Source organism: Paenibacillus sp. FSL W8-0919 (assembly GCF_038003785.1).
GTDB lineage: Bacteria > Bacillota > Bacilli > Paenibacillales > Paenibacillaceae > Paenibacillus_AQ > Paenibacillus_AQ lactis.
The window spans coordinates 1,139,836-1,154,759 of sequence record NZ_JBBOPV010000001.1; the positions used below are offsets into that span (position 1 = coordinate 1,139,836).

12 protein-coding genes are annotated in these 14,924 nt (G+C 54.7%); all 12 read right to left on the bottom strand.

Translation table 11 applies throughout. The annotated features are described in order from the left end of the window. Positions 1-175 precede the first annotated feature (175 nt). The 12 genes from spoIIE to mfd all read right to left on the bottom strand — a co-directional run bounded on the left by spoIIE (position 176) and on the right by mfd (position 14,826). On the bottom strand, positions 176-2,686 hold the full coding sequence (gene spoIIE / locus NST44_RS04870) for a stage II sporulation protein E (RefSeq protein WP_251537914.1): 2,511 nt from the start codon (positions 2,684-2,686) through the stop codon (positions 176-178). Positions 2,687-3,032: 346 nt separating this feature from the next. Next, on the bottom strand, positions 3,033-3,518 hold the full coding sequence (locus NST44_RS04875; RefSeq protein ID WP_007132884.1) for a S1 domain-containing RNA-binding protein: 486 nt from the start codon (positions 3,516-3,518) through the stop codon (positions 3,033-3,035). A gap of 123 nt (positions 3,519-3,641) precedes the next feature. Further along, positions 3,642-3,995 carry an FtsB family cell division protein gene (locus NST44_RS04880; protein WP_007132883.1) on the bottom strand — a complete coding sequence of 118 codons (354 nt, stop codon included), beginning with the start codon at positions 3,993-3,995 and terminating at the stop codon, positions 3,642-3,644. Between the two features lie 11 nt (positions 3,996-4,006). Beyond that, entirely contained in the window at positions 4,007-4,576 is a 570-nt protein-coding gene (gene yabQ / locus NST44_RS04885) for a spore cortex biosynthesis protein YabQ (RefSeq protein WP_340898029.1), read from the bottom strand. Continuing rightward, a complete protein-coding gene (gene yabP, locus NST44_RS04890; RefSeq protein ID WP_007132881.1) occupies positions 4,573-4,854 on the bottom strand; it encodes a sporulation protein YabP in 282 nt (93 codons plus the stop codon). Before yabP ends, yabQ begins: the two co-directional genes overlap by 4 nt. 168 nt (positions 4,855-5,022) lie before the next feature. Beyond that, on the bottom strand, positions 5,023-5,301 hold the full coding sequence (locus NST44_RS04895) for an RNA-binding S4 domain-containing protein (RefSeq protein ID WP_077570950.1): 279 nt from the start codon (positions 5,299-5,301) through the stop codon (positions 5,023-5,025). Then, the gene (locus NST44_RS04900; RefSeq protein ID WP_007132879.1) at positions 5,301-5,573 is read right to left on the bottom strand and encodes an HU family DNA-binding protein; all 273 of its coding nucleotides are present in this window, start codon (positions 5,571-5,573) and stop codon (positions 5,301-5,303) included. The genes NST44_RS04895 and NST44_RS04900 overlap by 1 nt, the downstream gene beginning before the upstream one ends. A gap of 166 nt (positions 5,574-5,739) precedes the next feature. Beyond that, positions 5,740-7,248 (bottom strand): nucleoside triphosphate pyrophosphohydrolase, encoded by a 1,509-nt coding sequence (gene mazG, locus NST44_RS04905; protein ID WP_340898034.1) that lies wholly within the window; start codon positions 7,246-7,248, stop codon positions 5,740-5,742. 117 nt (positions 7,249-7,365) lie between these two features. Continuing rightward, the gene (locus tag NST44_RS04910; RefSeq protein WP_340898036.1) at positions 7,366-9,045 is read right to left on the bottom strand and encodes a polysaccharide biosynthesis protein; all 1,680 of its coding nucleotides are present in this window, start codon (positions 9,043-9,045) and stop codon (positions 7,366-7,368) included. Between the two features lie 239 nt (positions 9,046-9,284). Then, positions 9,285-9,827 carry a stage V sporulation protein T gene (spoVT, locus tag NST44_RS04915; protein WP_028406014.1) on the bottom strand — a complete coding sequence of 181 codons (543 nt, stop codon included), beginning with the start codon at positions 9,825-9,827 and terminating at the stop codon, positions 9,285-9,287. 384 nt (positions 9,828-10,211) lie between these two features. Beyond that, positions 10,212-11,315 (bottom strand): peptidylprolyl isomerase, encoded by a 1,104-nt coding sequence (locus NST44_RS04920; RefSeq protein WP_028406015.1) that lies wholly within the window; start codon positions 11,313-11,315, stop codon positions 10,212-10,214. Then, entirely contained in the window at positions 11,299-14,826 is a 3,528-nt protein-coding gene (gene mfd, locus NST44_RS04925) for a transcription-repair coupling factor (RefSeq protein ID WP_028406016.1), read from the bottom strand. The genes NST44_RS04920 and mfd overlap by 17 nt, the downstream gene beginning before the upstream one ends. Positions 14,827-14,924 lie beyond the last annotated feature (98 nt).

Sequence of the window (14,924 nt, forward strand, 5' to 3'; positions counted from 1 at the left end):
CACTTTCGAGAGAGTTCAAACAAAACCGCTCCAATTGCAGGGATAATCCGATTCTAGCAGCCAGGCACCTCCATTTCCCGGGCAATCGGAAGGATCGTAGTATTTTTCTGTTCAACTGGTCACGTTCAACTGTGCTGTTCAGCCAGTCCGTATGGATAGTACGGCGGTTGATCCCCTAGCTTACCGTACGCGGCCGCTCCATTCTGGAGAATCCGGGGATATGCACATTGGACCATTCCGGTTGATAGTGGTCCACACGTCCGACAACGACCGTCATATCATCATGAATTTGATTCTGCTGGTAGCGTATCACCTTTTCCAGCAGGCAATCGGCAATTTCCTGCGGATCGGAGCTCGTCACCTCTTGGATCATCCGTTTCATCCACAGCTCCTTGTTCACGGCATAACCCGGCGCATCGTAAATTCCGTCCGTCATCATAATGAGCACATCTCCCGCCTGCAGCTGAATCGATACCAGATCAACTTCAATATCCTGAATGATGCCGATCGGCAGATTGCTGGCGGTAACGGGTATCACTTCATTCCCCCTCTTAATAAAGCTCGGCGTCGAACCGATCTTCATAAACGTCGTTTGAGCCGTATATTGATCGATTAACGCCATATCGACCGTCGCGTAAATCTCATCGGGCGATCGCAGCATTAATATCGAATTCACCGACTTGATCGCCAGCTTCTCATCCATGCCGGATTGAAGCAGCTGCTCGAGAATGCTCAGCGCGGAGCTGCTCTCCAGCCGCGCCCTCTCCCCGTTGCCCATACCGTCGCTCAGAGCCACGGCGAATGTGCCGTTTCCCAGCTCCACCGTACTGAAGCTGTCGCCGGACAAAATATCTCCGCCCTTGGCAGCCCCGGCCACACCCGTGATGACTTCAAAGGTCTTCGCCGACCCGAAACGCACCGTGGCCAGCCCGTCCCGCGGATGGGTAAGCGTCTCCTCTACCACAGCGATATGCTCGCCGAGAATATCGGACAGCAGCGGGGCGATAATCTTCCTGCATTCATCATATCCCCGCGTATACGCATGAATAATTTCAATCTCCACATGGCCGGAGTCCAGGCTGATGATATCTATGCCTTGGATCGACAGCCCCAAATGCTGCAAGGCCTCCCGGATCTGCTCCTCCTGGATATGCATCGTTTGGCTCTCCCGCTTGATCTCCCGGGCAAGATCCTCCATTACCTGCGAGACGCCGGACAATTGCTCGGCCACCAGGTGACGGCTATCGTATATTTGGCGTTTCCACTGCATATCATGTTGGTATAGATGGTATTGCTGCTTGAGGATCGCCAGCACCTCCTCCTTCTTGGAGCAGATTCGGCTCCACTCCGCTGGCAGATCCTTCACCTCCAGCTCCGGATTTTCTTCAATCGAAGTCATCATATCCGTCATATATTTATAAGTCTGATAGAATTTCATATCCCAGCATTGATTACGTTTATAGCATGTCGCACAGCTGCCCTCAGCAACCGCATTCATAAAATGATTCATCTCTTCGGTCTGTTTGCCTGGCGGCTGCACCGTTCCCGTCGTCTGCCCGAAGCTTTGCGACAGCTGGCGGAACACCCGGGAGAATTGGGTCACCCGATCTGCCGTCAGATCCCGAACACGCTTCGCATACTCATGCTGGGAACGCGTGTGATCCTGCGTGCCCGGAACATATTTGCCAATCGCCTGCATTACGCTCTTCGGCGTCAGCAGGAAGAATACGATGGCTGCACAGGTTTCCAATGTTGAGACAAGCACCTCATTCGGGTTGCTGAAATAAATGGAGAGAATGGTTGCGCCGAGCAGCATGCCAAGCGATACGCCGGGCTTCTTCCCTTCCTTCAGCATTCCGGCAAGCATGCCGGAGAACGCGAGCAGACTCATTTGAGAGAATGCCGATATGTTCGCAAGGCTCAGGATGAGTCCTGTCACCACCCCTACCGAAGCTCCGAGAGGAGCTCCCCCGACCAGTGCAAAGAGAAGGATCAAATAACGGGAGAGGACATGCTCGATCGACAGGGATTGAATTGTCCAGCCGACGGCACCTGTCATTACCGACGCCAGCAGGATAATCAAGCATAGAATTTCCTCATTGCGAAGCACATATGATTTTTTACGGAGCGTCATGACCGGAATCGCTTGAATGAACACCAGGGTCAGCACAAAGCTGAGCACCGCATTCAAGGTCAGCATCATCATCGAATACCAGGTAATGCTCGGTCCGACCAGCACGGCGAACAGGTTCACGAAGAATGTGGAGACGAAGACCATCATCGGGGCATACGACAATTCCGCCCGGTCATACGTTTCCAGTCCCCGCATCATAAAATAAAAGATGAGAATCTCTGCCGGCACCATCCAAGCGACCGGAAAGGGGGTAAGCAGGCTTCCTGCCACAATGGCAATCCCTACCGGCAGCAGGACGTCGCGGCGCATAAAGGCGATAACGGCGAAGTAGGCCGCAGCAAACGGCGAGAGCTCCCCCAAAATCATGGCTCGTCCAAGCAAAAATCCCATAAAGGTCAATAATATCATCCACTTCTTCGTGGCCAGGAAGTGGATGGGACGCTGCAGGAAGGACAGCTGCCCTAATCGATCCGTCAAACGGGCACGCAGCGAGCCCGCTCCTCCCTTGACTGCCTCAGTACCCGGAAACATCACCAGATTTCTTTTATCCATTACGCTGGCACCCCATTCTTCACGAATTTGTTGGTCCCATTATAAAACCCCGGTACAGGAAAGTTTGTCAGAACACCGGACAAGCCCAAAAGAAATTTCCGACAAAAAAGCCGCCCTCCGCGAACGAACGGACAAACGCGGTTCATCCCCGTGCCCTAGCGGCATTAGCAGGTGTCCGCTTCAAGCCGGATCTGCGGTTCATTTCCCGAATTGCGGCGTCTCGTCTCCCCCCATCCCGGTCAATTCCACCGTAAATCGCGTAGGAACCTGTCGTACGCTTGTCTGCGGCGACAAAAAAACCGCAGAAGGCTTATATCCCTCTGCGGTCAGTTTATATTTTATCGAATTACATACGTTTGGCTCCGCGTCCGCCGCGTTTGCCCTCGGTATTCTTCTTGAGCGAAGAAATTCGTTCTTCACTATCTTTCAGGAAGCGTGACATTTTATCCTCAAAAGAAGTCTTATTGGCTGCAGGCTTAAACGGGCGTCCGCCGCGTTCACGGTTGAAACCACCGCCGCCGCCACCACCAAATCGTTCTCCGCCGCTGCTGCGCTCCGGTCTTGGTCCCCGGGGTGGTCGACTTTCAGAAGCCGGTTTGTCGACAGCTTGCTTGATCGAAAGACCGATCTTGCCGTCCTTATCGACATTAATTACCTTGACGGTCACGACATCGTTAATCTTTAAATGGTCGTTGACGTCCTTCACGTAATTATCGGCGATTTCTGAGATGTGAACGAGACCCGTGACACCTCCTGACAGATCCACAAATGCTCCAAAATGCGTTATGCCTGTCACCTTGCCCTCTAACTTGGTGCCCACTTCAATTGCCATAGAATAAAATGATCCTCCCTTAAAAATATACGGCCCAGATCTTCTGGAATCCAAGCTACGGTGATTTGATTATACATAATGACCTGATCAAGGTCAACAGACGTCTGTCATGCCTAATTACGGCTATTCGCCCGAATTTTGGGGCTGAATAATCGGCGTTTCGTTCGGCAAGTAAAGCCCGAATTTCTTGCGGGCAATCTGCCCGATATATTCAGGATCATTCAGTCGCTCCACCTCATGTTGAAGCTGGTTCATCGACTGCTCGATCACCTTGTATTGCTGCTGCTTCTCCTCAAGCGCTTCATTCTGTTTGCGGATGCGGTCATTTTGGGACCAGAGCGAAGAACCGGCCCAGATCAAAAACAGCGCCATGATCGTAAAAAATATTCGTTTACGCCGGCGGGCGCCTTGCGTGTTGGCTTGGGTCTGCCCGGAAGCCTGCTTCTTCGAATTCGGCGGTTCAGCATATCGCCCCATGACCATACCTCCTAGAACCAGCGTTTCCACGCCTTAATGACCTTGTTCGCCGCCAGCTTGCACCAAGCCGGCAGCTTGAGCCGGGATGTGATCGGCTTCAGCATCCATTTCAAGAGCCGCCAAAAAGGCATCAGGCATTTCAGCACCAGACGCAGAAGCGACAACAGAAACTTCCACAGGAAGCGAAGCAGTCCCAGCAATATCATGAAAATCCCTCTTACCGGATTCCATATCAACATTCGGAATAACTTGTACAAAATAGACAAGAGCCCTTTCGCTGCCTGAATTAACATTACCACAAAACGCTGGGTTATGACACTCCATAATAAAAAATAGATCCAAACCCCTATAAAGAGTCCCACAAAGACATAGAAGCGGAGCTGGCCGTCATTCGTCACATACAGCATGCGGAAGATGAAGAGGGCTGCCGCAACCCAGTACAGAAAATCAAGGGCATGCTTGGACCACCTCGGGAAGTGGAGCTGGCCAGCCAGCACCCGGTAGCTGTCGAAGGCCACACCCATTGCTGCCCCGGAGAAGAGCATCCAGAGCAGCGTGATCCATTGAACGCTCGGGTTCATTTAAACAGCTTGCCCAGAAGACTCTTGTTCTTGGCCTGGGACCCGGGATTCAAATAAATAAGTGAATGCACCAGACCTTCAATCGACAAAAGCCCCTCTTCCAGGCTGAGGTTTTTAATATGTAAATTTTGCCCCCGAATCGTGAGATGCCCAAGCTCGGTCTGAAGCAGAAACTCTTCACTGTCGAAGCTCTCCACATTCTGGACGCCGGTAATGTCCAGCAGCTTCCGGTTCTGCATGCGCAGGTCGTGAAATTTGCCCTTCCCTTGGTCGATCATGGCATGTACCCCTCCTTTTAACAATAGCTTATGGGGAGGCAGCTGCCTTTAGAACAGGTAAAGGAAGACACTTCAAAACAATGAATCTGCCGCCACTTACGCGGATCGGGATTAAAAAAGCGCCCCTGCTCCATTGGAGAGGGACGCTTCTTGCAACGGCTGGGACATCTACCAGTCCAGTCCGTTATCTTTAACGATCGGTTCTTCCTTGACCAAGGTATAGAGGCTGTTCGCCTCATCTTTACGGGTAGTCTCCGCGAGACGCTCGACCCGGACCGTCACGAGCTTCTGGCCAAACTGGACGGTGATCTCGTCGCCCAGCTTCACCGAGCTGCTCGGCTTGGCCTCACGGCCGTTGATCAGTACCCGGCCTTGATCCGATACATCCTTCGCTACGGTACGCCGCTTGATTAACCTCGATACTTTCAGGAATTTATCGACGCGCATTATTTTACAGCTTCTTTAAGCTTGTTGCCTGCTTTGAATGCAGGAACGTTCGATTCCGGAATTTCGATCGTGTTGCCTGTTTGCGGGTTACGGCCCGTACGGCCTGCGCGCTTGCGGGTTTCGAATGTGCCGAAGCCGATCAATTGAACTTTATCTCCATTAGCCAAGGCGTCAGTGATTTCGCCAAGGAACCCGTTCAGAACGTTCTCTACGTCCTTCTTAGTCAAACCGCTTTTGTTGGAAATGTTGTTGATCAAATCTGTTTTGTTCATGAATTAAATCCTCCCAATTATCAGAAAAATATAAGATTTACGGTAGTCGGTTAAACCGCCTTGCGAAAGTAGCAAGATTTCACCATAAAAGATTATTCTGGATGATTTGCGGAATTCCTGCCGGACTACCGCATTTTTTTATTTTTTTGCGGAAAAAATGCCCGCATTACCGGCCGTCGGTGCTGTCTGCCCGAGTCTTCGCTTCCTGCCAAAGGGTCTCCATCTCATCCAGCGTGCTGTCTGAAAGAGCCTTTCCCTGGGCGGCGAGTTGCTCTTCTATGTAGCGGAAGCGACGATAGAATTTGCGGTTCGTTCTCGAGAGCGCTTCTTCCGGGTCCGCCCCGATAAATCTGGCCGCATTCGAGACCGCGAACAGCAGATCTCCCAGCTCCAAGGCCGCTTCATCCGCGCTCTGGCCATCCGCTACCGCCTGGCGCAGCTCCCGGAGCTCTTCCTCAATCTTCTCGAATACGCCTTCGATGCTGTCCCAATCAAAGCCAACCTTGGACGCCTTCTTCTGAAGCTTATAGGCCTTCATCAGCGCCGGCAGATCCCGCGGAATTCCATCAAGCGCCGAAGCCTGATCCGGGCGTTGCCCCTTGCGGCGCTTCTCCTCCGCCTTCATCTGCTCCCAGTTTCGAAGCGCGGATTCCGCATCGTTGGCGCTGCTCTCGCCGAACACATGCGGATGGCGGAAAATGAGCTTGTCGTTCAAGCCTTGAATGACATCGTACACGGTAAAGGTGCCGAGCTCCTCCTCCATCTGGGAATGCAGCATAATCTGCAGCAGCAGATCGCCCAGCTCCTCCTGCATATGCTCCGGATCGTCCTCGTCAATCGTCTCGAGCACCTCGTAGGTTTCCTCGATCAGATTTTTGCGGATGGACTCGTGGGTCTGCTCCCGGTCCCACGGACAGCCTTCGGGGCTCCGAAGGATGCCGACAATTTCATGCAGGCGGGAGAACGTGCGCTGACGAAGCGACGGATCATCGCTTCGCGGAACATAGATCAGCGACAGATTTCCGTATCCGTCGATCCGATCCAGCTCATACAGCGGAACGTGACGAATTTCCTCTTCTCCCTCGACGCCGAGCGCGTGTCCCACGACGACCGGGTAATCATCAGGGTACAGCTCCATCAGCGCGAGCTTGACCTCGGAAGCCGTAAACATATCATACACCTGGCCGATCAAGGTGTGAAGCTGGGGCTGAATGACGTCGCTTCGAAGCTCAGCCGCATCCAGCAGCTGAAAGCCTTCGATCGGATCGAACCCGAGCCGCACGAACGCCTCGTCCAGGAAGCTCTCCCCCCCGAGCACGGAAAGGCTCACCTGCTGCTCCGGGCAGCGTTCCCGCAGCAGCCGGACCGTCGCCTCCGCCACCATGGGGTGTCCGGGAACGGCGTACACGATCCCGCGGTCATCCTCCGCGGCTTTCGCCAAATTCATCAGCGCGGATGCAATGGACTCGTACACCTCCGGGAAGGAGTCATGGGCCTCATAGACATGGTCAAACGACTCCGCTAGGATGCCCAGCTCGCCCAGCGCCTCGATCACGGGATGGGACATCGTGCGCACATAAACCTTGGACGCCTGCTGCATGGTTTTCAGGATGCCGACGGTTAACCGGTCCGGATTCCCGGAGCCGAGGCCGACCACCGTAATAGCTGCACTCATAGGGTAACTTCCTTTCGCTCTTCGCCCGGGGCGTTCCCAGACTTCGTTATATCGTACACTACTATATCACACCAGATCAAACATCTCACGCGGGGCCCCTGCATGGCATCCATTCGTTCAGCGCAGCAGGCGCAGCGCCTTTAAGAGGGCTGCCAGCGGCCCGCCGACCTTCGGCAGCATCCGAAGCTCCGACGCTGTGAGGAGCTTCGTCCAAGCGGCGGCGGCAAGGAACGCGCCGCCTCCCGCAAGCACGCCGCCAAGCGCAGCGGCGGCGTCGGCAAGGCGGCCCGGCGCCACGCTGGCCGCCCCGAGAATGGCGCCGGCCGCCGCTTGCGCGCACCAGGCGGCCAGCGCGACGGCGGCGAGGACCGCAAGCGTCCTCGCCATGGCCGCGCCCGCACCCGCGGTGAAACGGGCGCTTCGCGAGAGCAGCGCGAGGTTCAGCGCTGCTGCGGCCAAGTGCGCCGCCACGCCCGCGATGGCGGCGCCCGTTATGCCAAGCTGCGGCACCAGCAGCAGGTTGAGCAGGAGCTTCAGCGCCGCAGCGGCAAGCAGGTGCAGGGCCGGCGCCTTAACGATGCCGACGCCCTGCAGCAGAGCTGCCGTGATCGTGCTCATCGTGCCGCCGGCTGCCGTAAACGCAATGACCTGCATCGTTAAGGTGCCTGCGGCGTCTTCGTACAGCATGACGTTAATCGGCTTGGCCAGCACCGCGAGCCCGATGGACGCGCTCATCCCGATCAGCCAGAACCAGCGGAGCGCCATCCCGGTCTGGCTGGCCACCCGTTCCCGTTCGCCGCGGAACTTGGCTTCGGCCAGCGCCGGTATAAACAGCACGGACAAGGACGTGGCCAGCATGGTTACCAGCTGCACCAGCGGCAGCCCCCGGTTGTAAATCCCGAATTCCGCCATCGCTGCCTCATCCGGCAGCCCGGTCATACTAAGCAGCCGCGGCACAGTAAATGTATCGACCAATCCAATTAGCGGGACGGCCAGCAGGCTGAGGCAAACCGGGATGCCGTATGCGAGCAGACGGCGGAGAAGAACGCCCGCTCCCTCCTTGTTTACATCGGCATTCAAGCCGGAATCCTTCACATCTTGCTGCTTGACGGGGGGCATAAGCGGCTTTTCTATACGTCCGCCGCAGCTGCTTCGGTGCCTCCGCCAATACCAGCCCATGACCAGGAGACCTGCTGCCCCTCCGGCCGCCGATCCCAGAAGCGCTCCCGCCGCGATTCGATCCGGCGATGCTCCGGCTTCGATAAGATACAGCAGCAGCACGATCATGACGGCTACCCGGACCGACTGCTCCACGATCTGGGATGCGGCCGTCGGCACCATATTGTGCAGGCCCTGAAAATACCCGCGCAGCACCGACATCCAAGGCACGAAGGCCAGCGCCAAGGCGCCTGCCCGGATTGCCGGCACCACCTGCCCGCTGCCAATCGCTTGTCCGAGCCAGGGAGCTGCGGCGTACATGACAAGACCGAGCACCAGCCCGAACAGCACGAGCGTCACCGAAGAGATGCGCAGCAGCCGGCGGCTGTCCCCGCTTCGGCCCTCGGCTTCGTATTCAGCCACAAACTTGGAGACGGCCGCCGGAAAGCCGAGAACCGCCAGCGTAATCATCATCATGTAGAAGGGGTAGACCGTGTTATAGATGCCGAACACGGCATCCCCGCCCATATTCTGCAGGGGTATTTTTTGCAAAGTGCCGATCAGCTTCGACAGCATCGCTGCGGCACTAAGGATGAAGGCTCCCTTCATCAGCCTGGAGCCTGTCTCTTCTGGTTTCATATCCGTATTCCAATCCCACGCTTATCTTAGGGTTCTTCGCACCGTGGCGACATGCCCGATGTTTGAACGTGTATCCCCATTATAACCGCGGAACCAGGCTGGGCACAAAATTTTACGGGTTACATCCTTCGTAAGGCCTCGCTGGCTTGACAGCAAAAAACTCCCGGCTTCCCTATAGACCGCAAGGATCCAAGTTCAGCGGGAGTCAAATCCAGCCCTAAGGCTGTCCATCTGTTGTCTTACTGCTCCATTTGCTTTCCGAGGAAGCCTGCGGCCGTTTCAGCCATTTTTACTTCCATCTCGCCCATGTTGACGGATTCGTCCTTATTCAGCAGCACGACGCTCCCGATCGGGTCACCGCCTGCAATGATCGGCGCGGCTACGAAAGCCGACAACGTCTCCGGATTATCCTTGCTGATCTCATACGTTCCGCTGTTGCTTTCGAGAACGGTCTTGCGGTTTTCCATGCAATTTTCCAGCAAATTGCCGATCGGCTTGTCCAAATATTCCTTCTTGGAGCCGCCGGCTACGGCGATAAAGGAGTCACGATCCGAAATAATCGTAATGTGGCCCGTGCTTTCGTATAGGGATTCCGCGTATTCCTTCGCAAAATCGCCAAGCTCGCCGATTGGCGAATATTTCTTCAGAATGACTTCTCCATCCCGATCTACGAAAATTTCCAGCGGATCACCTTCGCGAATCCGTAATGTGCGTCGAATTTCTTTCGGGATGACCACGCGCCCGAGGTCATCGATACGGCGGACGATACCAGTAGCTTTCATGTCACTTGTTGCCCCACTTTCATAAGAAGATTTTTCAACTACTGTTTCCTTACGGGAAGAGGATGTCCCCAGGTGTATAAGAGTTAATTGTCTGACCATAGTATTCATCCATTCCCAAATCCTTATACATCATGAACCCTGCATTGGTTGCGAAATCCATAATAAAAATAAAGTGAAGATTATCGTTTTTCGGGGAAAAAAATCCATAACGTGTCATTTCACACGTTATGGATTCAAATTCAGCCCGGTTTTCACTTTGCGAACGCGATAGCCCGCGCTCCTGCCTGCATGGTCATGATGAAATCGACCTTGGAAAGCCAGGCCCCCCGTACCAGCAGCGGAGGCTGGCATTATAAAGACGCTGGCGCAGGCCAAAGCTTCAGACTACTTCCCGCTGTCTCCAGTACCGGCAGCCGGTGCCTTCTCGCCATCAGCCGGCGCATCGCTGCCGTCGGCAGGCTTCGTTGCATCGCCGCCCTCCGCAGGCTTCTCTTCAGCAGGCTTGTCCCCGGCGTTCTCGCTCTTCGGCAGGTTCATGCTCTCGATCAAACCACTGAGCTCATTCTGCATAAAGTTATCGATTTTGCCTGAAGCCAGCTTGTTCTGAATGCCTTCCTTCTCCTCGGCGGTTAGCTTGTCATACGTTACTTCTTCCCGCTTCTCGACCTTCATGATGTGGTAGCCATAGCTGGTCTCGACGGGATCGCTGATTTTGTTCAGCTCAAGGGACAAGGCCTTCTCCTTGAATTCGGGAACCCATCGGCCAGCCGGCTCATTCTCATACAAGCCGCCCTTGTCCTTGGAGCCCGGATCCTCGGAGTATTCCTTCGCGATTGCGGCGAAATCCTCGCCTTTATTCAGCTTGGACTGCACCTCCTTCGCAATCTTGAGCGCCTCGCCCTCCGGTCTTTCCTTGCCCTCTGGATCCTGGAAGCCGACGAGGACGTGACGAACGCTGACTTTTGTATAATCCTGCTTGGTCGCCTCGAAATCCTTTTTCATATCGTCCTCGGTTACTTGGCTCTTCTCGTATTCCACGACCGTCATAATGCGAAGCATGTAATTTCTTACATCCTCCTCAGTCAGCTTCTGGGCTTCCAGCGCTTTCTTGTAATTCTCTTCTCCCATTCTGCTCTTGTTGCTATTCAGCAGCTCATCCGCCTGCTTCCCGGCAGCTTCCTTGGCTTTGTCATCCGCTTTGGCGTACAGGTACTCATAAGCGACTCCCTGCTTCGCCAAATACTCCTTGAATTCGTCCATCTGCAGGAATTGTGCGTACTCCGGCGACATGAACTGAATCATCCGCTGCTCGAGATCGAATTCTTTCGCGGTCAACTCTCCGCCTTTATATTTGACAATAACTTTGCTGTCATCCACTTCATTCCCCTTGCTGTCATCCTTTCCGCAAGCGGCGATCATCGACATGGACAGCACGGCTGTTAATGATACGATAAAGGTTTTCCATGCCCTTTTATTTCTTGACGGCATTGTGTAGTTCTCCCTTCAGGTTAAATGGCTCCTTGGCAGCCTCCAGAAACTTCTCCAGCAACTCGAGCAATTGTTGATCGTCAAGACCCTTGCCTTTGATCCGGATAACCATGGCTGGCCCTTGTTCAAATTGTACACGTCTTTCGAACAGATTTCCAATTTGCGCAAGCGCTGCCGTGTTGACTGCCTTATCCTGCCCTTCGTAGAACTGGAGCAGCACATCGTCTCCCCGCTGTGTAATGGAGTCGATGCCGTACGTACGACCATACACTTTCAATCGGGAAACCGCAAGCAAGTTGTTTACCGCTTGCGGCAGCTCGCCGAAGCGATCAAGCAGCTCGTCCTCAAGCTCTGCCGATTCATCGATGGTGGTGACGGAAGCCACTTTTTTATAAATTTCAATCTTCTGAATACTGTCGTAAATGTAATCCGACGGCAGATACGCGTCGATCCCCAGGTCGATGGAGGTGTTCCAATCCTTGGTCGGCGCAGCTGTCTCGCCAAGCATGCTGACTTTACGCTTCTGGATTTCCTCTGCCAGCATCTGGGAGTACAGATCGAAACCGACCGAAGCGATAAAACCGTGCTGCTCCGCGCCGAGCAGATTGCCCGCGCCCCGGATCGACAAGTCGCGCATCGCGATTTTGAAGCCGGATCCCAGCTCGGTAAATTCTTTAATCGACTGAAGCCGCTTTTCCGCAACCTCGGTAAGCACTTTATCCCGCTGGTATGTGAAGTAGGCGTAGGCGATTCGATTGGATCGTCCTACCCGCCCGCGCAGCTGATAAAGCTGAGATAATCCCATTTTATCCGCGTCATGGACGATGAGGGTATTCACGTTCGGGATGTCGACGCCCGTCTCAATGATGCTGGTGCTGACGAGCACATCGTACTCCCCGTCCAGGAAGTCCAGGATCGTCTTCTCCAGCTCGGTCTCAGACATCTGCCCATGGCCCACGCCGACTCTCGCTTCAGGAACAAGCATCGAAATTTGCGCGGCCATCTCATGAATGCCCTGCACCCGGTTATACAGGTAGTAGACCTGCCCGCCTCTGGCCAGCTCGCGCTCTATCGCTTCACGGACCAGGGTCTGGCTGTGCTCCACCACATACGTCTGCACCGGGAAGCGGTTCTCCGGCGGTGTCTCAATAACCGACAGGTCTCTTACCCCAAGCATCGACATATGCAGCGTCCGCGGGATCGGCGTTGCCGTTAAGGTCAGCACATCGACATTGGTTTTCAGCTTCTTCAGCTTCTCCTTATGCGTTACGCCGAACCGCTGCTCTTCATCCACGATCAAAAGGCCGAGATCCTTAAAGACGATGTCCTGCGAAAGCAGCCGGTGCGTGCCGATCAGGATGTCAACACCGCCCTGCTTTACCTTCTTGATCGTCTCATTCTGTTCCTTGCGGCTCCGGAAGCGGCTCAACACCTGAATATTGATCGGGTAGTTCGCGAACCGTTCGCGGAACGTTTCATAGTGCTGCTGGGCCAGAATGGTCGTCGGAACCAGCACGGCCACCTGTTTGCCTTCAATCGCCGCCTTAAACGCCGCTCGAACAGCCACCTCGGTTTTGCCGTAGCCGACGTCTCCGCACAGCAGCCGGTCCATCGGACGGTTCTGCTCCATATCCTTCTTGATTTCCGCAATGGCGCGAAGCTGGTCCGGCGTTTCGTCGTAAGGGAACATGTCCTCAAACTCCTGCTGCTCCGGCGTATCTTTGTCGAATCCGTATCCCGGAGCCGACTGGCGCTCAGCGTACAGCTTGATCAAGTCGTCGGCGATATCCTGCACGGAAGAACGGACCTTGTTCTTTACGCGGGTCCATTCGTTGCCGCCCAGCTTGTATATCTTCGGCTCCTTGTCCTCGGAGCCGACATATTTCTGAATGAGATCGATCTGCTCGATCGGAACGGACAGCTTATCGCCGCCCGCATACATGATATGCATGTAGTCCTTATGAATCCCGTTGATCTCGAGCGTGCCGATCCCCATATATTTCCCGATTCCGTGGTTTTGATGCACGACATAGTCGCCGACCTTAAGCTCCGTATAACTCTTGATGCGTTCGGCGTTGTCCATGCTTTTCGTCGTTTTGCGGGTTTTGCGCTGCTTCGAAGAGAACATCTCGCTCTCCGTAATGACAGCCGCATGAACGGACGGCATCTCGAAGCCGTTCTGAAGATGGCCCTCGAACATCAGAGGCTCGTCAATGCCATAGTCGTTCAGCACCCGGCGCATACGCTCCATGCGCTCTGCATCGCCGGCGAGCATCATGACCTGGACGCCGGATTTCTTCCAGCGGTCCATCTCCGATTTCAATACATTCATCTGCCCGTGGAAATCCTGCATGCCGCGCGTAATGAAGTTAACGATATTCTGCGGCTGCATTCTCGGAACCTGGCGCAGGAAGATCGATATGAGCAGACATTGGTACGGATGCTGATAGATCAGCTCCTCGGTATCCAGCGATAATGGAAGATCCGGCAGCGATTTACCGTGCTGAAGCAGATGCAGGTTCCATTCCGCCTCGTCCCGTTCCAGCTGCTTGGCCGTTTCCAGCAGTCTTGCAGGCTCATCCAGCACCAAAATCGTATCCTTCGGCATGTAGTCATAGAGATGCGTCTTCTCCGGATAGAGCAGTGAAATATATTTATAGATTTCAGGGAAATAGATTCGCTCGCGAAGCATCTCCACTTCCCGGTGAATTTCTTCCCGCAGCCGAAGCTTGGCCTGCCGGTCGGTCATTCGCTCAAGCTGCGCCTCCAGCATCCGGGTCACCGCCTCGGCCGTGCGGTTCAGCCGTTCCGAATCGGCTATGATCTCCTTGCACGGTGTAATGACGACCTCCCGAACCTTATCAATCGATCGCTGATCGGCCGGATCAAAGGTTCGGATCGAATCGATATCCTCATCGAACAGCTCGACTCGGTACGCCATCGCCGCCGTCATCGGATAGAAGTCGATGATTCCGCCGCGAACACTCATCTCGCCGCGGCTTTCGACGCGCTCCACCCGTTCATAGCCCATCTCGATCATCCGATTCAGGAACGCCTCCAGCTCGAGTGTTCCTCCGTCCTGAAGCGTAATCCGGGCATCCGCCATGACTTCCGGTGCCGGAAGCAGACGGCGCACACCGGAAAACGGCGCAACGACAATACCCCGGAAGCCTCTGGCGCAGCGGACAAGGACATCAATCCGCTGTGCTAGAGTCTCGGGGCTCGATACGGCCGATTCCGCCGCAACCAGTTCATTTGCCGGATAGAGCAGCACCTGATCCGGTGAAAGCGCCTCCTGTAAATCATCAGCGATTTTCTGGGCTGAGAACATATTATGCGTAACGACGAGCAGCGGGCGCTGCTGGTCCTGATGCAGCGCGGCCATGAGGATTTGCCTGGAGGATCCGGATAGACCGGATATCAGCTGCTCCCTCATTCCGGTTCCTACGCCGGCCGCAATGGATTTGAAATCCGAATCCTTCGAAAATACATCAATAAGTGCTTGTAACAAAGGGGGCACCTCTCTTATGCAAAAGAAATGGATTATTCAATTTCGTTCTCACTTGCGTGCTAAGACGACAGTTGTAAAATTAAAACCGAAAAGAAGCC

Coding starts and splice junctions, on each gene's coding strand:
- spoIIE (WP_251537914.1), bottom strand. CDS start 2,686: ATGGATAAAAGAAATCTGGTGATGTTTCCGGGTACTGAGGCAGTCAAG.
- NST44_RS04875 (WP_007132884.1), bottom strand. CDS start 3,518: ATGGCAATTGAAGTGGGCACCAAGTTAGAGGGCAAGGTGACAGGCATA.
- NST44_RS04880 (WP_007132883.1), bottom strand. CDS start 3,995: ATGGGGCGATATGCTGAACCGCCGAATTCGAAGAAGCAGGCTTCCGGG.
- yabQ (WP_340898029.1), bottom strand. CDS start 4,576: ATGAACCCGAGCGTTCAATGGATCACGCTGCTCTGGATGCTCTTCTCC.
- yabP (WP_007132881.1), bottom strand. CDS start 4,854: ATGATCGACCAAGGGAAGGGCAAATTTCACGACCTGCGCATGCAGAAC.
- NST44_RS04895 (WP_077570950.1), bottom strand. CDS start 5,301: ATGCGCGTCGATAAATTCCTGAAAGTATCGAGGTTAATCAAGCGGCGT.
- NST44_RS04900 (WP_007132879.1), bottom strand. CDS start 5,573: ATGAACAAAACAGATTTGATCAACAACATTTCCAACAAAAGCGGTTTG.
- mazG (WP_340898034.1), bottom strand. CDS start 7,248: ATGAGTGCAGCTATTACGGTGGTCGGCCTCGGCTCCGGGAATCCGGAC.
- NST44_RS04910 (WP_340898036.1), bottom strand. CDS start 9,045: ATGAAACCAGAAGAGACAGGCTCCAGGCTGATGAAGGGAGCCTTCATC.
- spoVT (WP_028406014.1), bottom strand. CDS start 9,827: ATGAAAGCTACTGGTATCGTCCGCCGTATCGATGACCTCGGGCGCGTG.
- NST44_RS04920 (WP_028406015.1), bottom strand. CDS start 11,315: ATGCCGTCAAGAAATAAAAGGGCATGGAAAACCTTTATCGTATCATTA.